At 41.3% G+C, this 18254-nt stretch carries 17 protein-coding genes; 12 read left to right on the forward strand and 5 right to left on the reverse strand.

What is annotated here, in order from left to right; genetic code table 11:
* The first annotated feature begins 132 nt into the window (after positions 1 to 132).
* The 3 genes from ACQCT5_RS15435 to ACQCT5_RS15445 all read left to right on the forward strand — a co-directional run bounded on the left by ACQCT5_RS15435 (position 133) and on the right by ACQCT5_RS15445 (position 2881).
* Positions 133 to 1044 carry a 3D domain-containing protein gene (locus ACQCT5_RS15435; protein WP_499642891.1) on the forward strand — a complete coding sequence of 304 codons (912 nt, stop codon included), beginning with the start codon at positions 133 to 135 and terminating at the stop codon, positions 1042 to 1044.
* 196 nt (positions 1045 to 1240) lie between these two features.
* On the forward strand, positions 1241 to 2050 hold the full coding sequence (locus ACQCT5_RS15440; protein ID WP_499642892.1) for a GNAT family N-acetyltransferase: 810 nt from the start codon (positions 1241 to 1243) through the stop codon (positions 2048 to 2050).
* Positions 2051 to 2149: 99 nt separating this feature from the next.
* Positions 2150 to 2881 (forward strand): phosphatase PAP2 family protein, encoded by a 732-nt coding sequence (locus ACQCT5_RS15445; RefSeq protein ID WP_499642893.1) that lies wholly within the window; start codon positions 2150 to 2152, stop codon positions 2879 to 2881.
* 40 nt (positions 2882 to 2921) lie between these two features.
* On the opposite strand, the gene ACQCT5_RS15450 is transcribed toward ACQCT5_RS15445, so the two are convergent.
* Positions 2922 to 3527, reverse strand: coding sequence for a hypothetical protein (locus ACQCT5_RS15450; RefSeq protein ID WP_499642894.1), 606 nt, complete (start codon positions 3525 to 3527; stop codon positions 2922 to 2924).
* A 97-nt stretch (positions 3528 to 3624) separates the two neighbouring features.
* On the opposite strand from ACQCT5_RS15450, the gene ACQCT5_RS15455 reads away from it, so the two are divergent.
* From ACQCT5_RS15455 to kynB, 4 genes are all read left to right on the forward strand, one after another.
* Positions 3625 to 4191, forward strand: coding sequence for a hypothetical protein (locus ACQCT5_RS15455; RefSeq protein ID WP_499642895.1), 567 nt, complete (start codon positions 3625 to 3627; stop codon positions 4189 to 4191).
* Positions 4192 to 4319: 128 nt separating this feature from the next.
* Positions 4320 to 4547 (forward strand): hypothetical protein, encoded by a 228-nt coding sequence (locus ACQCT5_RS15460; RefSeq protein ID WP_386636065.1) that lies wholly within the window; start codon positions 4320 to 4322, stop codon positions 4545 to 4547.
* 112 nt (positions 4548 to 4659) lie between these two features.
* Entirely contained in the window at positions 4660 to 5937 is a 1278-nt protein-coding gene (gene kynU, locus ACQCT5_RS15465; RefSeq protein WP_499642896.1) for a kynureninase, read from the forward strand.
* Positions 5938 to 5947: 10 nt separating this feature from the next.
* Complete coding sequence (gene kynB / locus ACQCT5_RS15470; RefSeq protein ID WP_499642897.1) at positions 5948 to 6571, forward strand: arylformamidase; 624 nt, start codon at positions 5948 to 5950, stop codon at positions 6569 to 6571.
* Positions 6572 to 6635: 64 nt separating this feature from the next.
* On the opposite strand, the gene ACQCT5_RS15475 is transcribed toward kynB, so the two are convergent.
* Genes ACQCT5_RS15475 through ACQCT5_RS15485 form a run of 3 tightly spaced genes read right to left on the reverse strand, consistent with a single transcriptional unit; the run spans position 6636 to position 10325 of the window.
* A complete protein-coding gene (locus tag ACQCT5_RS15475; RefSeq protein ID WP_499642898.1) occupies positions 6636 to 7775 on the reverse strand; it encodes a Ger(x)C family spore germination protein in 1140 nt (379 codons plus the stop codon).
* Positions 7759 to 8868: a GerAB/ArcD/ProY family transporter gene (locus ACQCT5_RS15480; protein WP_499642899.1), complete on the reverse strand. Its 1110-nt coding sequence runs from the start codon at positions 8866 to 8868 to the stop codon at positions 7759 to 7761. The genes ACQCT5_RS15475 and ACQCT5_RS15480 overlap by 17 nt, the downstream gene beginning before the upstream one ends.
* A gap of 11 nt (positions 8869 to 8879) precedes the next feature.
* Positions 8880 to 10325 (reverse strand): spore germination protein, encoded by a 1446-nt coding sequence (locus ACQCT5_RS15485; RefSeq protein WP_499642900.1) that lies wholly within the window; start codon positions 10323 to 10325, stop codon positions 8880 to 8882.
* Positions 10326 to 10456: 131 nt separating this feature from the next.
* Here ACQCT5_RS15485 and ACQCT5_RS15490 point away from each other — a divergent pair, with 131 nt between their 5' ends.
* The gene (locus ACQCT5_RS15490; protein WP_499642901.1) at positions 10457 to 12757 is read left to right on the forward strand and encodes an ATP-dependent DNA helicase; all 2301 of its coding nucleotides are present in this window, start codon (positions 10457 to 10459) and stop codon (positions 12755 to 12757) included.
* 620 nt (positions 12758 to 13377) lie between these two features.
* Positions 13378 to 13566 carry a stress protein gene (locus ACQCT5_RS15495; protein ID WP_499642902.1) on the forward strand — a complete coding sequence of 63 codons (189 nt, stop codon included), beginning with the start codon at positions 13378 to 13380 and terminating at the stop codon, positions 13564 to 13566.
* A 37-nt stretch (positions 13567 to 13603) separates the two neighbouring features.
* On the opposite strand, the gene ACQCT5_RS15500 is transcribed toward ACQCT5_RS15495, so the two are convergent.
* Complete coding sequence (locus ACQCT5_RS15500) at positions 13604 to 14728, reverse strand: mechanosensitive ion channel family protein (RefSeq protein ID WP_499642903.1); 1125 nt, start codon at positions 14726 to 14728, stop codon at positions 13604 to 13606.
* 222 nt (positions 14729 to 14950) lie between these two features.
* Here ACQCT5_RS15500 and ACQCT5_RS15505 point away from each other — a divergent pair, with 222 nt between their 5' ends.
* From ACQCT5_RS15505 to ACQCT5_RS15515, 3 genes are all read left to right on the forward strand, one after another.
* On the forward strand, positions 14951 to 15871 hold the full coding sequence (locus ACQCT5_RS15505; protein WP_499642904.1) for an ABC transporter permease subunit: 921 nt from the start codon (positions 14951 to 14953) through the stop codon (positions 15869 to 15871).
* A gap of 11 nt (positions 15872 to 15882) precedes the next feature.
* Entirely contained in the window at positions 15883 to 16773 is an 891-nt protein-coding gene (locus tag ACQCT5_RS15510) for an ABC transporter permease (RefSeq protein WP_499642905.1), read from the forward strand.
* 89 nt (positions 16774 to 16862) lie between these two features.
* Positions 16863 to 17876 (forward strand): YeiH family protein, encoded by a 1014-nt coding sequence (locus tag ACQCT5_RS15515; protein WP_499642906.1) that lies wholly within the window; start codon positions 16863 to 16865, stop codon positions 17874 to 17876.
* The last annotated feature ends 378 nt before the right edge of the window (positions 17877 to 18254 follow it).

An 18254-nucleotide genomic window follows, 5' to 3' on the forward strand; every position in this document is an offset into this window, starting at 1 on the left:
GGAAACTTTGTAACAATCCCTTAATATACCCGTCACTCGTGTAACGAAACTGTTATTCCACTGTTCTTTTAATCTAGCAAAATCATGATATGATTGGAAACATTGAGTCAGAATACATAGGAGGTATTTCGTATGAAGAAAACCATGTTTTCATTAGTAACAGCAGCGGCCCTTGCAGGTACGTTCAGTCTAGGTTCAAATGCCTCTGCTGCAGAAGTAACGGTAAAAAAAGGTGATACTCTTTGGGACATCGCCAACGCAAATAGTATAACAGTACAGGAATTAAAAGACTGGAACAATCTTTCCGGTGACTTGATTCATCCGGAACAAGGATTAAAAGTGGCTATATCCGAACGCTACAAAATTGTAAAAGGTGATACTCTTTGGGGAATTTCCCAAAACTATGATGGAGTTACCTATCAACAGCTAGCGCAATGGAACTCCATTGAAAATCCTGATTTAATCTATGCAGATGATGATTTAATTATCTATACAAAAGGAAATCCAAATCCGGAACAAACAAAAGCGCCAGCTGAGGAGCCGGTAACGGAGGCGCCAGCAGAGGAAGCGCCAGCTGAGGAGCCGGTAACAGAGGCACCAGCAGAGGAAGCGCCAGCTGAAGAACCGGTAACAGAGGCACCAGAGGAAGCGCCAGTTGAAGAACCGGTAACAGAGGCACCAGCAGAAGAAACACCAGCTGAAGAGCCAGTAACAGAGGAGCCAGCAGAGGAAACACCTGCTGAAGAGGAAGTTGTACAGGAACTAACAATGTCTGCAACTGCCTATACTGCTACATGTGAAGGCTGTTCAGGGATTACTGCAACAGGTATCAACTTACTTGAAAATCCAGACATGAAGGTTATCTCCGTTGATCCAAATGTCATTCCATTAGGTTCTAAAGTATGGGTTGAAGGCTATGGAGAAGCGATTGCAGGAGATACTGGTGGAGCAATCAAAGGCAATAAGATTGATATCTTCATCCCGGAAAAGCAAGATGCAATCAACTATGGTGTTCAAGAAGTTCAAGTAAAAGTATATAAATAATAGATTTTCAGAGGCCGCCCGTATTGGGTGGTCTTTTTGTGTTGGATGAAGGCCCTTTCCATGTGGAAGGAGGCTAAAAAAGTCCATCATGTAATCTTCATTCAAAAAATCTCTTCCATGAATCACAACTCTCAAGTAAAATATGAGAATATTCTTTTTGGTTGGAATTTTCTAATCTTGAATAGGAGGAAAGATAATGATTCGACAACTAACGGAAGCTGATCATGTAGCCTGCTTCGATCTAGTGAAGGAACAAGCTGCAGAGAATTTATTCATAATAGGTGATATTGAGGGGTATGGCTATGAACAGGATTTCCAAAAGCTTTGGGGGGACTATGACGAGAACGGAGAGCTGCGTGCGGTCCTGCTTAAATACCAGGAAAATTACATCCCTTACGCAAAGCCGCAGAAGGATTTTGATGCGAAGGGTTTTACGGAAATTATGTTGCGGGATCCGGATTTCACCATGATGTCTGGCCTTAAAGAAATAACGGAAAGAATGGAGCCATTCTTAAGAGAACGCCTTAAACGCAAAAGAGAGACCTATTATGCGAAATGCACCAAACTGAATTCTTCCACAACGGAAAATGTATCAACGACAGATGTGTACCTGGCTGTCCCTGAGGATGCGGAGGAACTGGTGGAGCTGCTGAATGGCGTTCCGGAATTCAGCGACTCCATTATTACTGTCGAACGAAAGCGTAGGGGGATTGAGAAAGGGGTATCTCGATCTTACTTTATAAAAGAAAATGGAAGAATGGTTTCTACTGCTTCCACTACTGCGGAAAATTCCTTATCAGCAATGGTCGTCGGCGTTGCGACCCTGCATGACTATAAGAAAAAGGGGTATGCCACCCAATGCATGGTAAAGCTTTGTCATCAATTACTCCAGGAGGGGAAAGAATTGTGCCTGTTTTATGATAATCCAGCAGCGGGAACCATTTATAAGCGTATCGGTTTTCAGGATATCGGCTTCTGGATGATGTATTCTTATAATAAAATGTAGGGCTGAAGTTATTCATTCGTTTTGAAGGACGTTTATCAATTTTTCATAGTGGAATATAAGAAATACTATGAAAAAATTGTTGTGATAGGATGAAGCGTCTTGAAAATAACGAATGTTATGATGAAATGGCTGAATAGTGGTTATTTAAGAGAAAAATGGGTTGCCATCTTTCTAGTTCTGCTTGGTATGGCAGTCAGTGTGGCAGCCGGGTTGTTATTTCTGGAACTGGCAGAAGAGGTCCTGGAAGAGGAAAAGTTTGTGTTCGATCATGCGATCATGAGCTTCCTTCGATCGCATGAATATGATTTGGTATTTTCGAAAATGAAAATCATTACAGAAGCTGGCTCGGTATGGTGGATTGCTTCTGTTACGGCAATTACTGCAATATTCCTCTGGTTCTACAAGAAGGATAGATGGGGTGTCCTGTTTTTCATCATCGCAAATGGAGGTGGAGGACTCCTCGTACTTCTGTTGAAACATGTATTTCAGCGTCCTCGTCCCTCCTTAAATCCGGCCTATGATGGGAATGGATTCAGTTTCCCAAGCGGCCATGCTACAGGGAGTATCATCCTTTATGGCTTCTTTATATATTTGATAGCTAGGGAAAGAAAACTTATTATCGGTAGAATCGCTGCTATTATCGGATTGCTGTTCCTTACAATTTTTGTGGGATTTAGCAGAGTCTATTTGGATGTCCATTACCCGAGTGATATCCTGGGAGGATTTGCTGTAGGAACGATATGGCTGTTATTCTGCCTCTTTTCCTTGGAAGTTTCAAAGATAAAAGGAAAGCGAGCCTTTATAGGCAACTTGATTTCTCATAGAAAATGAAAAAGACGACAGGGATGTCATCATATCCCTGTCGTCTTTTTCATTTGGATTTCTCTTCTTGTTCTACTTGCTCCAGGTACTTGTCCAGCAAAATCTCTTGATCATTGGTTTCATATTTTTTCTCCAGAACCGGTATCAATTTTTCCCATGAAAGGGTTTGTTTATATAACTCACGATCGAATTCATGATTCAATTCCTCTAAAGAAAGCTTCAATGCATCTGCAAACGCTTGTTGCTGAGGGATGTCACTTTGGTCGGGGCCTGCTGATATCCACTGATCCAGTTCTTCATCTGTTACTTTCACGTCGTATTTTTCCTCTGCGACAGTTATCCAGGCTTGGTTTTCCGCCTGATTTTCCTTGGCTATTTTCAATGCCTCATCTGGTGTCAAATCCCTCTTATTTGATAGTTTCTCATCACCGAACGCTCTTATCACCCATTTTTCCAATGTTTTATCCTCTAGCTCCATAGCTTTGGCACGCCCTACCACATCTTCAAAAATAAAAACATATTCCCCGTAGTTGAGTTCAGTATTAGCAAAAATATTATCCAGAGGGGCATCGGTAGAAGGTTCATTTTGTTCCTGACAACCTATTAACAATAGTAAAAAAAGGACGATAATAAAGATAGTTGATTGTTTTTTCATAAGTTCTCACCTGTTGTTTTTCTTTTATCCTACCAAGAAACAGGAAGATGAGCAAAAAGAAACCTATTAATTATTCGAATGAAAGGGAGTGACTTCCTTGTTAAAATTTATGTTGAATCTATTATTTATTTTAATATTAGGCTTAGTGGGTTATCATTTTTTCGATTTTATCGATGAAGGGTCCCTATTTTCCTCCACCACTTTAGCTTCTGTACAGGAAATAGAACATAAGGAATATGAAGAAAGTGTCGTCTATCAGCCTGATCGCGAGGTAACCACTTTAGAGACATTAAGCATCCAGCATAGCTATCTAAATGATATTACAGGATGGGGAGGCGTGGAAACGGCGAACATCCGTAATCTGATTACCTCTGACGAGTGGAAGGAACTTAAAGCTGCTGTTAATTGGATGAAGACAGAAGGATTTGCCCCATCCAAGATACTCAATGATATGGAAAATGCTCACGGATTTATTTTGCTTGTGGAAAGGGAGGGTGACAGAACGGCCCTTCGTTACCTCCACCGAATTTTTCATGACCTAGATGTGACATTAAATGAGGTGACGGAAGAAGAGGGTGATACAACCATTTGGGGTGTCACACATGCCTTTGGGAATAACCGCGATATAAGGAAAGCAAATAACCATTTAAAGAATAATTTCTGAGGAGGGCGACAAGTTTCACGCCTTCCTTTTTTAGATTGAAAAGTTTGAAAAATTAGATAAAATATAAAGGTTTTTGTCCTTCTTTGTAGAAATAGTAATGTGTTGAAAGGAGAGAAGGAGGAATCATAGTGAAAATCACAGAATTTATGGGGAATAAGGTATGTACCCTTATTATGGAATCCGATGGTCATAAAGTGAAAATTGAGTTTATGTATTCAGAACATCATCCAGAAATTCTTGACTATAGCTTTCGAATCAATGGCAATCCTTCCTTGCAGACAAGAAACAGAGTAAACGACCTGGCCGAAAAGAAAATGCATGCCCTTTTCTTTGAACTTACACAAAATGTGATCTGAGCGACTCTTCTATGAAGGGTCTTTTTTATGGCTTTTTCTACATCTTTTGTAGAACTATCGCTTGTTTGCATTCACAGAAAAATGAGATAATGAGAATGAAGGGGAGGGGTATATGAATATGAGCATCACAATGGAGGAAATGAAGAAGTGGGATAGCGAGGATGAATTAAGGGGCTATCGCAAAGAATTTTACATAAATGAAAATAGTATTTATCTTGATGGCAATTCGCTTGGATTATTGTCAAAAAGGGCAGAACAAGCATTGCTGGACATGCTTGATTCATGGAAGAAGCTTGGTATCGACGGTTGGATAAAAGGGGATAATCCTTGGTTCTATTTTGCTGAGAACTTGGGAGAATTGAGTGCGCCACTGGTTGGAGCAAAAAAGGAAGAAGTCATCGTAACAGGCTCCACAACCGGTAACCTGCATCAGCTTCTTGCCACTTTTTATGAACCAAAGGGGCGTAGGACTAAAATTGTTGCTGACGTATTGAATTTCCCATCTGATATCTATGCCATCCAAAGTATGTTGAAGTTGAAAGGGTACGACCCTGCTGAACATCTCATCCAAGTGGGAAGCAGGGATGGAAAGCTTATAGATGAGCAGGATATCTTGGCCTCATTGAACGATGAGGTTGCCATACTCATTTTGCCAACTGTCCTGTACCGTAGCGGACAATTATTGGATATTCAAAAGATAACACACGAAGCACATAAACATGGAATTTTGGTGGGGTGGGATGGCTGTCATTCAGTTGGTGCCATTCCTCACCGGTTTCATGAGTGGGAAGTCGATTTTGCCTACTGGTGCAATTATAAATATTTGAATTCAGGTCCAGGAGGAGTGGGAGCACTTTTCGTCCATCAAAAACATTTTGGCAGGACCCCTGGTCTAACAGGATGGTTTGGTTCCAATAAAGAAAAGCAATTTGATATGGAGCATCATTTTACACCTGCTGAGACGAGTGGGACCTATCAGATTGGTACACCGCATATTTTCAGTATGGCACCGCTACTCGGGTCACTTAGAATGTTTGATGAGGTCGGAATGGAGAAAATCCGAAAAAAATCGTTGCATCAAACAAGAATCCTGATGGATCTCATTGAACAGGAGTTGTCGGAATACGATTTTATCATTGCGAATCCAATAGATGACCGATATCGTGGAGGACATGTCAGTCTGGAACATCCGGAAGCTGCAAGGATATGCAAATCTTTGAAGGAGCATGGTGTTGTCCCTGATTTCAGAAAGCCATCCATAATCAGGCTGGCCCCGGTTGCCCTATACACCACATACGAAGAGGTTTATCGGATGGTCGCCATTCTGAAAGGTATTATGCAGCACAAGCATTACGAGAAGTATTCAAATGAACGAGAAGTAGTAGCCTAGGAGGATAATGATGATCATATACGATATTTCACGGAAGCTTCATACCGGAACACCGACATGGCCCGGTGATACACCATTCTCCTATTCTCTGAACTGGACAAAAGAGGAATCGGGTTCTGTTAATGTGGGAAGCATCGAAATGAGTGTACATACTGGGACGCATGTGGATGCACCTTATCATTTTGATGAGAATGGAGCAAAGGTCGACCAGCTTGAACTGTCTGTTTTTATGGGTCCGGCAATTGTATTGAAGGTGTCCAAGCTTAAGGGGCTGGATCGTGGGAAATTGACGGAGCTGTTAAAAGGACATGAGAAGAAACGTGTTTTATTTAAGACAGACGCTTGGGAGGATGAAGCGGCATTTCCTGGGAGTATACCCTCTTTAAATCCTGAAGCAGTAGCTGTTATAAAAGAAATGTCAGTTCCATTAATTGGAGTAGACCTCCCGAGTGTAGATCAGTTGGATAGTAAAAAACTAAGCATACATCATCTTCTTCATAAAGCGAACATCGCCATTTTGGAGGGGATTGATCTAAGGGACGTGGAGGAAGGGGAATACCAGTTAATCGCACTGCCCTTAAAAATAGCAGGTGCAGATGGCAGTCCTGTAAGAGCTGTGCTTGTTAGGGAATAGTTATTGTTAGGGAATAGTTACATTGGATGACCTCGGATATCCGAGGTCATTTACCTTATCAGAATTAGTTGATTATCCCGGTACCTGTTATTTTCACACTTATCTTAGGGATTATTTCGATATTTGGATAAGTCTCTCTCCATTTTAATTCTTCCCATGTCGAATGGTGGTGGACCCGAAGTTCTTCCCCTATTTTTAGAACATCACTATTGGCTTCCTGAATCGTTGCCAGGATGGGTTTGGATTTCTCTTCAATCATTGTTACAGCTTTTTCTGCCAGTTTGTCAACCTTTTGTTTATCTAGCGGACTATTCTTGGGGTATTCCGCAACTGAGGTGCTTAACTCCAGATGCACCTCAACCTTTATGGAATCGGGAGAATCTGCCTGGATTTTAATAGTGGGTTTAGACTTATTAATATGTAATGTCATGTACTGATTCCTTACAATCTTTTCATCCTCATGTACCTTAAGAACCATTTGAGTTTTTTTTCCTTTATAACCTGCCATCAAAAGTAATATTGTCGCATCAGAAGGGGGCAGAATTTCTCCTGTAAAGACTTTATCGCTGATTAGTCCGACTCCGCTTATCTGTATATCATGAGGTTCTATTCTCTCGATAACAGGTAAAACAAAATCAGCAGACGGATCAAACATAATAGGACAAATCGTTTGGACAGTTTCATTTGCGATAATGGTATTTTCCTCGCCATTTTCCAAAAGGTCGGTAACTGCTTCGGTCAGCAAAGTTTCTTTAATGGTCCCCATCTTAATAACATTGGAAGCATCACCTTTTGAAATGGCTAGCTTTGCCCCGAGTGGTGCCCGTGGATCGCGGTAAAGAATATCAAGTATAGAGTACAAATCCTCTCTTGCCAGATCTTCACCGATTAGATATACCCTCATCTTACTGGGAGAGAATTCACCAGGTATTTTCCTATCCAGCTGCAACCTGGTATCCCTCAGGGTAATGCCTGAAGCCTTCACAACAGCAACTGTCGCCTCTCCAGGTTCACCGCCGATGCTGACTTTCTTTGATTCCCTTATTGCAATCGTGGAAAGTATTTCGTCGTTTTCCCCTTTGTCAAATCCAACCGTAAACACAAGCTTTAAATCTTTTAATAAACGCTGGTCCCAGCAGGACGTAAGAAGCAAAAGACAGACAATCATGATAATGGTGACAGAAAGCTTACGTAGACGGGACATGTTTTTTCTCCTTTCCGTTTTTTTTCTTGAAAACTCCAAAAATCAAAAAGGTGATTGGCAAGAAAAAGACAAATGAGTAGATGATGTATTGAAATAAGGAGTCTATCTTTTGAATAATGAATTTATCCTGCAAGAAGAACCCTGAAATAAAAATAGGAATAACGATAATAGGTACAAAGGGGGAATGGGAATCTGCATGAAACAGTTCCTTCAACCCTTTGCTGGCTTGGTACAAGAAGATGATAAAAGAATTTGTCATCGGTATGACCCATATGGATAAAAAAATCAAATCAAGCCTTTCAATTATCTCAAACGAAATAGCCTTTAACATATAGAGCACAGGCTCAGGCACTAATGTTATTTCAACTGGACTAAATATAATCAAGCTCGTGAAAACGAGAAAAGTGTAGATGGATATGGTTGTGACGTTCGCTAGGGTAAGTGTTTTGAATGTTTTCTTTTTATCCTTTAAGAGGGGATAAACCATCAGGATAATTTCAAAGCCAGCCAAGGCGATAAGCACATCCTTTACAGCTATGAAGATGTTTTTTATACCGCCATCCCCGACCGGTAGTATATAAGATAAATTTGCATCGCGATAAACGGTTGATACCAGTAGGATGAAAAAAAGAATAACACCGGTGGTCAAACTGAAAAACCTGGCAATCGTTAAAATGTTATCAGTAGCCAGGTATACCGCTACAACGATAATCAATACATAAATAATCCAAAATGGGGTCAAAGTGAGAATCCATTTATTGATGAGACCTGTCTGTAGGACTGCTACAAGGGCAGCTACAGCAGTAAAGTAAAGGATATAGGCAATAATCAGAATCGAACCGATGAACCTTCCAAACAGATGCTTCATGATTTGATAAATGTTTTTCTCAGGAAACCATCTTGATAAAGTCAGAAAAATAAGCAACCATATCTGTAAGACAATACCAGCAAGTATTGTGGAAATCCAGCCGTCCCCTTTGGCTGTACTATGGACAGCAAAGGGGAGGGATAGAATTCCGACACCCATTTGCGACTGAATGATAATAAAATATAGCTGACTTTGGCTAATCGATTTCTCACTTGCCTTTAGCATAAAAAATCTCCTTAGTTTCTCGTCTTTTTCTTCATTCGAGGCTGTGTGTCACTTGGACGGGATTTAAACAGTGGCAGTGGGGTCCTGATAATGGTATCCCTTATTTCCGAAAATCTTAGAGTGGAAAATGGGGCGAAAAATGGTGTCCCGAATGATTCCAATTTGCACAAATGAATTAGTACAAACATGAGAAAGAAACTCATTCCAATAAAGCCGAAAAGTGACGCCAAAATCATGAATGGAAATCCGAGCAAGCGGATGGATGAGCCCATTTCAGAGATTGGAACAATGAACGAAGAAATGGCAGTGATGGCGACAACGATAATCATCGTATTGGATACCAGGTTTGCTTCCACTACGGCTGTTCCGATTACAAGCCCGCCAACGACCCCGATAGTCTGAGCAATGGGGTTTGGAAGCCTGATCGAGGCCTCCCGCAGTATCTCCAACGTTATTTGCATCGCCAGAGCTTCCACGAGTGGAGGATACGGTACATATTCCAGTGAAGATTTGATGGAAACCACAATCTCCGTCGGGAGCACTTCATAATGGTAGGAAACAATCGCTATATAAGTTGCAGGAAGAGCGATTGTTATGAGGAATCCCATAATTCTTAAAAACCTGATAAAAGAACCGAAATACCATCTGCTATTATAATCATCCGGAGACTGGAAGAAGGAAAAAAATGTGACAGGTGCTATCAATGCGCTCGGACTATTATCTGCAATAATTGCAATCCGCCCATCCATGAGGTTTGCTACCGTCCTGTCAGGCCTTTCTGTACTTAACAGGGTGGGGAATATGGATACATTATCGCTGATATGTTCCTCAATATGCCCTGGTGCAAGAATGAAGTCTGCATCGATATCGGATATGCGCTTTTCCAGTTTGCCGACAGTTTTCCCATTTGCTAAATGATCCAGGTAAATCATCGCCACTTTTGTATGCGAGTCGTTGCCGATTGAAAAATATTTGATTTTTAGTTTTGGGTTGTGAAGCCTTTTCCGTATCAGATAGATATTGGTACTTAAAGTTTCGACAAAGCCTTCATGTGCGCCTCTGATAATGGTCTCGCTTCCGGGTTCAGTGATGTTTCTTTCAGTCAGCAGCTGTGACTGGAAGATCATCGCAAGAGAGTTATCTCTTTGTAAAAGGATAGAATTCCCTTCCAAAAGGAACTTTGAGATTTCCTTAATACTGCTTGTTTCTTTGATGAATGCCTGAGGAAGCAATTCCTTAACATTGTCCGCGTGGCTGATATGAATGGGTTTTATTATCTCCTGTTCAATTAATTTCCTTTCTGTAATACTTTCTATGTAAATAAGAAACGCATCTTTTTCCTGATATGGTGTATAATCCACAACGAAGTCTTCGGAATGGACAAACACTTCCCGCAGAATCATGATATTCTCATCAAGATTAGAAGAAAGCACCGCAGTCGGTTCCTTCTTAGTCATGAAAATTACACCTCCGATTTTACTAAACTATCCAATTACTATATTTTCCTGAGTTCCTGAAATAATTATGCATTACTTCCAATATTCTTTTGTTATACTTGACCTATTATGTGAACGGTAGGGGTAATAGAATGGATAAGAATGTCTCCCTTAAGGTATCAGTCAGAAAGCTTGTGGAGTTTGTAGCGATGGGCGGCAGCATAGACTCCCGCTTTGTTGGAACAAATATCATGCAGGAAGGTACGAAAACTCATCAGCGGCTTCAGGGCAGCCGTGGAGAAGAATATGAAAAAGAAGTGCATCTGTCAATCAACTATCCATATCAATCTCTCCTTCTTCAGATCGAAGGTAGATGCGATGGGATATACCGGAATGAAAAAGAAACGATCATCGAAGAGATTAAGACAACTTCAAGAGAGCTGTCCAATTTGACGGAAGAAGATTTTCCGACATACTGGGCCCAGGTTAAGATGTACGCCTATATTTATGCCAAACAGCAAGAGCTTGAAAATATATCTGTACGCCTCCTTTTTGCTAAACGGGACAGCCTGGAGGAGAAGCTTTTTACAAAGACATATTCCTTGAATGAACTGGATGACTATGTGGAAGGCATTATATTGGAATATATGGACTTTATGGGAACCATACTTGAATCCGAACAAAAAAGAAATGAGAGTCTAAAACAGCTGTCTTTCCCGTTTCCCAGCTACCGTGAGGGGCAAAAGGATTTGTCCAAAGCGGTATTTAAAACTATTAAGGAAAAGAAGCGGCTTTTCGCCAAAGCTGCGACAGGGATAGGAAAGACGATTTCTACCATCTATCCCACTCTGCTTGCCATCGGAGAAAAAGAGTGCGAGAAAATGATTTACCTTACCGCCAAAACGGTCACAAGGCAGGTGGCTGAAGAAGCCTTTCAACGGTTAATAGAAAACGGTTTGCATCTGAAAGTAGTTACCATAACTGCAAAGGAAAAGATATGCTTTCAGGAAGAGGTTCGCTGTCAAAAGGAATTCTGTCCTTTTGCCGATGGCTATTATGACAGACTTAAAGATGGCCTGAAAGACATCCTGGCCAATGAGCTGATCATGAACCGACGGGTAATAGAGGCATATGCCAGCAAGCATAAACTTTGTCCTTTTGAATTTTCCCTCGACATTGCGATGTATGCAGATGCCGTTATCTGTGACTATAACTACTTCTTTGATCCAAAAGTGAGGATGCAAAGATGGAGTGAGTTCCATAGAGACACCATCGTCCTGATTGATGAAGCGCATAATCTTGCAGACCGCGCCAGGGAGATGTACTCTGCCTCCATTTCCAAATCGTTGTTCCTTCAAACAGCCAGAATCGTGAAAGATGTAGACAAAGCGCTTTATGGAAGGCTTAAAGCGGTAAATGATGGTCTATTGGATTGGAAAAAAGAGCTTTTGGACAAAGATTTGTTTGTTTTATCAGAGAAGCCGCACCACATTGTCGAGCTTATGGCAGCACTAGTGGAAGAATGTGAGAGGTGGCTCAAGGCTCATCCTTTAGGTGCTGGGTATGAAGAAGTATTGACTTGCTTCTATGAGGGACAGGCCTTTGTCAGAGTGGCAAAAGAATATAATGTGAACTTCAAGACGATAGTCACCATATATAAAAGTGAAGTGCATGTGAAGCTCGCGTGTCTCGACCCTTCTTCTGTGATTAGATCTTTAACGAAGAAGGTTTATGCAACTGTGTTTTTCTCAGCAACGATGCAGCCGCTCGGCTATTATCAGACATTGCTCGGCGGGGAAAAAGAGGACTATCACATTTCCATTGAATCGCCTTTCAAAAGAGAGCAGCTTGAGGTATATGCTAATGCAGTTTCCACCAAGTACCGAGATCGGGACAAATCCATCGAGCCGATTGTAAAATCGATCATTACAACCTTTCATTCAAAGGAAGGGAACTTTTTGGTGTTCTTTCCTTCATATGAGTATTTAATGCAGGTATATGACGCTTATATGAAAAACGATTTGCCTGATCATGTAAGGACGATTGTCCAACAGCCTGCTATGTCTGAGACTGACAGAGAAGTCTTTTTGAATAATTTCCAGGCACGTAAGGATACGCTGCTCGGTTTTGCTGTTCTTGGTGGAATATTTGCAGAGGGCATTGATCTCGTTGGAGACCGGTTAAATGGAGTGGTCATCATAGGGGTCGGTCTACCCAAAGTCACCTTGGAGAGAAATGTCATGAAAGAACATTTTCATGAGCAGGGCTACGACGGTTTTGATTTCGCCTACGTATATCCCGGTATGAATAAGGTGCAGCAGGCAGGCGGTAGATTGATTCGAACCGAAAAGGATTCTGGCTTTATACTGATTATCGATGACCGCTACTACACCTCCAAATATCGAAATTTGCTTCCCCCTGAATGGCAGAACTTCAAAGACCTGAGAGTTTAACAGAACAAATTTTTTAAAAAATTCTTTTTGTATGGGTTGTTGCTTTAAGAATAGGGTTGGCCTAAAGATAAGGTGTCAACAATAACACCCTGTTGGTCTCCGTTCCAGGCGTTCGCTTATCCAGGGCGGCCTCGGGAGCCTCCTCGGCGCTTTTGCGCCTGCGGGGTCTCCCTTGACACGCTGCTCCCGCAGGAGTCTCACGCCTTGCACTCCAACCAACAGGGGTGACTCATAGTAAAATATTCGCCTTACTAAAGGTACAATAAATGCATTTTATCTTAAATTTTCGTTTCAATAGCGAATTTAATTAATTTAAGCCTCTTTCTAGTAGCAAATAACGTTTATCCCGTGAGTTGATTGTAGCGGAGGACACTTGACTCCTGCGGGAAAGTAGAGGGCATGGGAGACCCCACAGGCGAAGCCGAGGAGGCTCCCATCCGTCCCCGCGGAAAGCAAGTGTCCGGAGCGGAAATCAACGGACTACATTTGATGTGTATATTTCATCTAAAGCAACAATGAATTCGAAAACAATCTTTTTAAAAAAATTTACATTCCCTTTATGTGAAATCAATATTTCTTGGCTATGATATGGTTAAACAATCATTTGAGGGTGATGGCCCATGAAGGGGAATTTAAAAAAGGCTTTGGAACAGCAAAGGGAGTATTATATCAATAAGCTACTTTTGATTGGAGTATATGACTCGCTTATATTGGAGGGCATGACGACAACCGAATTAAATGCTGAATATAACTATTTTTATTATGATGTGCCTAGCAGGAAGTGGAATGAAAAACGGAAAGAAAGTTAAAAAACCTAGTCTCCCAAGGAGGACTAGGTTTTTTAGATTAGTTAACGCTATACTCTTTTTTTAGTTCCTGCTGTGCATCTTTCCCGATATGAAGCGTGCGAGTAGGGAAGGCGATGACCACATCTTCCTCTTCCAAGATTTCCATGATCTTGAAATTGACGTCCTCTTTTACCTTCAGGAATTCTGCCCACATGACAGTGCTAGTGAAGAAGTAGATAAATACATTCATGCTGCTTGCCCCAAAATTATCAAAACGAACGAGAATGGTTTCCTGATGCACTTCCGAATGACCGCGGAGCAGCTGCTCGATTCGGCGAGTTACTGTTTTCAGTTTTTCTCTTGTAGTGTCATATTGAAGTCCAAGCTCGAAAGTGATTTGACGCTTGCCCATTTTCGACCAGTTTGTGATAGGCTCATTCGAAAGCGTCGCATTTGGAACAGTAACGACTGCTTGGGCAAAGGTGCGGATTCTTGTGCTTCGGAAAGAGATATCCTCCACAACACCCTCTACACTTGGTGTTTTGATCCAATCCCCCATAGTAAAAGGCTTTTCTGTCACGATGATGAATCCACCTAAGAGGTTTTTTATTGATTCCTGAGCAGCAAGTGCAAATGCCAGACCTCCAAGTCCAAGTCCTGCAACAAAACCGCCTACATTATAATCCCACTCTTCAAGAACAATGCTCAATGTCAACGCAATTAAAATGAAGCGTAATACCTTGGTGAAAAAAGGCATCACAATTTTGTCCACTTCAAAGTCCAATTTAGTAGAAAGCTTAGAAAAAAGGACGGATGAAGAAGGGATGAAATTGAATACTCCCCATGCAATCAAGTAAATGACAGAAGAGCGCATCAGCCTGGATAATGTTGCTGCCTCCATCAGTTCAAAAGGAGCCGCCTTTAAAGCGAAGAACAGACCTAATATCACAAAGAAGGTGCGTACCGGTTTATTAAATGCTATGACGATGTAACTAAATAGATCGGTAGGTGTCTTTTGGGATAGCGACAGGATCATTTTGAAAAAATATTTGGTGAACAACTTCCTCCATAAGAGAAAGAGGCACAGGATCAGAAGTGCAATACCCAGATCCAGCCAGAAATCCATATCTGTCCAGAATTCATAAGTAAATGTTTCGGTAAAGCTATTTATAAATTTGCTCAAAGGCTCAGACCTCCCATAGATCAATATGTGCGAAGTGGCATAGCTGAGAATTTCATCATGTCTATCAATCTATTATAAAGCATTATAATACTACTTTCGGGTTCGTATTTCAATTGATTAAGAACTCTCTGTTTTTTGAAAAATTAATATTTTTATAGAATTCAAAATAATTTAGTGGTAGTATTTTACTATATTTATTTCGGTTTTCGTAAAGTGGGGGCTATGATGCAGATAACATGGAATATCATGAAATCGTTTCTATTTTTTCTTTTTGTAGCAATTCTTCTGATTTTGGCAGTTCTATTCCCTAGGTCTCCTGATATTGGGGTATCCGGAAGTGCAATGACGCTCGAGTATGGCTACGAATTTTCTTGGGAGGCCTATAGGCATAATATATCCTTGTTTTTGGATGATGTGTCAAATAGGGGGACGCTGGGTTTTACCAGATACAATAACCCCGCAGAAGAAGAAATTGGTTTACATATGGCAAGAAGCCTGAAGGTTATCATCACCGCCTTTATGGTTACGATGATTTTCGGGGTGCTGAAGGGAATCTATGATTTTTATGATCGATGGGGAGGCTGGAATATATTTGGTAAAGGGCTGACTTGGATCGTTCAGTCGATTCCTGATTTCTTTTTATTAATCTGTCTGCAATGGCTGATCATCTTTTACCTACCATCGATAAGGATCTTCGGGCATGATCATTGGTACAGCTTTTTGCTGCCCTCCTTTCTGGTATCTTTGTATCCGATGATGTATGTGGCGAGGATCACATCTGCTGCACTAAGCAATGAAAAAGGAAAGCCTTATATTCAAGTGGCAAGGTCAAAGGGACTGACAGGTAAAAAGGTGCTTTGGAAACATATGCTACGCAACAGTCTCTATCCTATATTTTCTAACTTGCCTGCAATGATGCTATATCTCCTGTCAAACCTTTTGATTGTGGAGTATTTATTGGACTACCGGGGAGCAGCCTATCGGATGTTTCAGGCATTTGATGTAAGCAGTGCCCTTTCAGGAAGTATGAAGTTTATCAATGAGTCCGGTCTGATCATCGGGTTCGGGTTAAGTTTTATGATGATTGTATTTATTTCGCAGCTTATCAGCCTTTTCGTGCTGAAGCTTGTAGAACCGAAGTAGGTGATAGATAGATGAAACGGAATTGGACGTTGATTGTAGGTAGTTCCTTTTTACTCTTTTTAGTATTGGTAACGTTGGTAGGTCCATTCTTACCCTTCATTGATACGGTACTGGAAAGCAAACGGGTCGTCTTTACTAAGGAAGGTATTGAAACCGCACCATTTGAACCTTCAGAAAAACATTTTTTTGGCACAGATAGAGAGGGCAGGGATTTACTGAGTGTCATCGTTGTAGGTGCAAAGGATACGCTGCTGCTGATTTTGGGCGTTGCTTTACTGAGGTACAGCATTGCCATGCTGCTAGCATTATTGTCGATTAACAAAAAAGGTCCTGCAAACTGGATCCTGCAGGGCTGGCACCAGATTTTCTCTGCACTTCCCGTTATTTTTTCTGCAATCATCCTGTTGAACCTGCCAATATTTGTGTTCAACGATAATCGCTTTATCTGGGCTATTATCATTCTAGCTTGCATTGAAGTGGGACGAGTCGGAACGGTTCTGCAAAACCAGTTTTTTCGAATCAAACGCACCCCATATGTGGAAGCGGGCATCACAGTAGGAGTTTCCTCTTTTACTTTGTTTACGAAGTACTATATTCCGAATGCATTACCTGAACTGATCGTTCAGTTCTTTCTTGATTTGGGGAGGATCGCGTTATTGATTGGACAACTGGGGATCTTCAGTATTTTTATCACACAGGAATTTGTCCAGCTTTCCTACGGCTCCGGGGAAATTATGAATACGAGTTTCAACTGGGCCACTCTTCTGGGTGAAGCAAGAGGCGATGTCCTCCGCTCGTTCTGGATACCGTTCTTCCCCGCCTTGGCACTAGCGTTTGCTGTACTGACATTCAATATTTTTGGTGAGGGCCTGAGAAAACATTTCCATCGTTTAGAAGCCTAATGACTGTCGAAAATTCTCGACAGTTTTTCTTTTGTTCTTTAAAATAATAAAGGTGTTTGGAAAAAAGTTCGTTAGGAGAAATAACGATAATGGGAAAGAATCAAGATAATCTACTAAAACTGACTCATAAATTGCCTGCATGGTTGCCTGGAACCATTTTCGTCTTCCTGATTGCTATGGTAGGAAAAGCTTTGGGGAATCTTTTTCCGGCCATAGGTGGAGTCATTTTTGCTCTATTGCTTGGGATTGTAATACGGAATAGTTTAAAGTTGAGTGAGAGGTTTCTACCAGGAATTCAATTTGTTGTAAAAAAATTGTTGAAAGTCGCGATTGTATTGTTAGGTGCGACGTTAAGCATAGGTAGCATATTGGATATAGGCTCACAGTCCATATTTGTTATTTTGCTGGTAGTGATCGGGGGAATCCTAGTGACACTATTGGCAGGAAAATTTCTGAAAATCGATAAAATGCTGAGCTTGCTGATTGGTGTAGGTACAAGCATTTGTGGAGCAACGGCGATTTCGGTTGTGAAAGGGGTCGTCCAGTCAAAGGAAACAGTCACAGCCTATGCAATCTCCACGATTTTCTTCTTTAATATATTGGCTACTTTGCTCTATCCTTGGATAGGTCAGTGGCTCGGTCTTACGGTCCTGCAGTTTGGAATCTGGATTGGTACCTCCATCCATGATACCTCATCGGTTGTTGCTATCGGTTATCTCGTCGGGGAGGACGTCGGGGAAGTGGCGACAACGGTGAAGCTTGTACGGACTCTGTTCATTCTTCCCTTGGTGCTTGCCATTTCTTTTATCATTGTTAATAAGAGTGATAAAAGTGCCAGCATAAAAGGTGCGTTTCCCCTATTTATCATCGGGTTCCTTGTCATGAGCACTTTGTTTTCTGTTGGTGTTGTTTCAAATGGAGTAAGCGCTTGGCTTGGGTCGGTTGCCAAGTCTCTGATCATCATGGTCATGGCTGGCGTCGGTCTTCAGGTAGAGTGGCGGAAATTTCGTGCATTGGGCTTGAAGCCGTTTATTGCTGGGTTTATCGCCTCAGTGTTTGTAGCGACATTAAGTTTAATCTATGTTTTATATATGATTGATTAGCACCCTGAATTCAGGGTGCTTTTTTGAGCGGATTTGTTTGGAAGCTGTTTCGTCGTTTCCTGAACCAGCACATTTTTATTAAAGGCTGTTATCACATACATTTGTTATTAAGAATAAAGTGTACACCTCAAATTTAGCCCGTTGATTGCAGCGAGGGACACAAGATTCCACGGGGACGGATAGGAGCATCCTCGGCTTCGCCTGTGGGGTCTCCCATGCCGTCTACTATCCCGCAGGAGTCAAGTGTCCTCCGCTACAATCAACTCACGGGTTAAACATTATTTGCTAAAATGAAGAGCCTTAAAGTCAATCAAATTCCGTATCTGAAAAAATTGAAACAAAATCCGATTTTTCTATCTTAGTAAGGCAAATTAATTC

Source organism: Sutcliffiella halmapala (assembly GCF_050107295.1).
Lineage (GTDB): Bacteria > Bacillota > Bacilli > Bacillales > Bacillaceae_I > Sutcliffiella_A > Sutcliffiella_A halmapala_A.

What these genes read in the sequence shown, in the direction of transcription:
- ACQCT5_RS15435 (WP_499642891.1), top strand. Translation starts at nt 133, where the DNA reads ATGAAGAAAACCATGTTTTCATTAGTAACAGCAGCGGCCCTTGCAGGT.
- ACQCT5_RS15440 (WP_499642892.1), top strand. Translation starts at nt 1,241, where the DNA reads ATGATTCGACAACTAACGGAAGCTGATCATGTAGCCTGCTTCGATCTA.
- ACQCT5_RS15450 (WP_499642894.1), bottom strand. Translation starts at nt 3,527, where the DNA reads ATGAAAAAACAATCAACTATCTTTATTATCGTCCTTTTTTTACTATTG.
- kynU (WP_499642896.1), top strand. Translation starts at nt 4,660, where the DNA reads ATGAATATGAGCATCACAATGGAGGAAATGAAGAAGTGGGATAGCGAG.
- kynB (WP_499642897.1), top strand. Translation starts at nt 5,948, where the DNA reads ATGATCATATACGATATTTCACGGAAGCTTCATACCGGAACACCGACA.
- ACQCT5_RS15475 (WP_499642898.1), bottom strand. Translation starts at nt 7,775, where the DNA reads ATGTCCCGTCTACGTAAGCTTTCTGTCACCATTATCATGATTGTCTGT.
- ACQCT5_RS15480 (WP_499642899.1), bottom strand. Translation starts at nt 8,868, where the DNA reads ATGCTAAAGGCAAGTGAGAAATCGATTAGCCAAAGTCAGCTATATTTT.
- ACQCT5_RS15485 (WP_499642900.1), bottom strand. Translation starts at nt 10,325, where the DNA reads ATGACTAAGAAGGAACCGACTGCGGTGCTTTCTTCTAATCTTGATGAG.
- ACQCT5_RS15490 (WP_499642901.1), top strand. Translation starts at nt 10,457, where the DNA reads ATGGATAAGAATGTCTCCCTTAAGGTATCAGTCAGAAAGCTTGTGGAG.
- ACQCT5_RS15495 (WP_499642902.1), top strand. Translation starts at nt 13,378, where the DNA reads ATGAAGGGGAATTTAAAAAAGGCTTTGGAACAGCAAAGGGAGTATTAT.
- ACQCT5_RS15505 (WP_499642904.1), top strand. Translation starts at nt 14,951, where the DNA reads ATGATGCAGATAACATGGAATATCATGAAATCGTTTCTATTTTTTCTT.
- ACQCT5_RS15510 (WP_499642905.1), top strand. Translation starts at nt 15,883, where the DNA reads ATGAAACGGAATTGGACGTTGATTGTAGGTAGTTCCTTTTTACTCTTT.
- ACQCT5_RS15515 (WP_499642906.1), top strand. Translation starts at nt 16,863, where the DNA reads ATGGGAAAGAATCAAGATAATCTACTAAAACTGACTCATAAATTGCCT.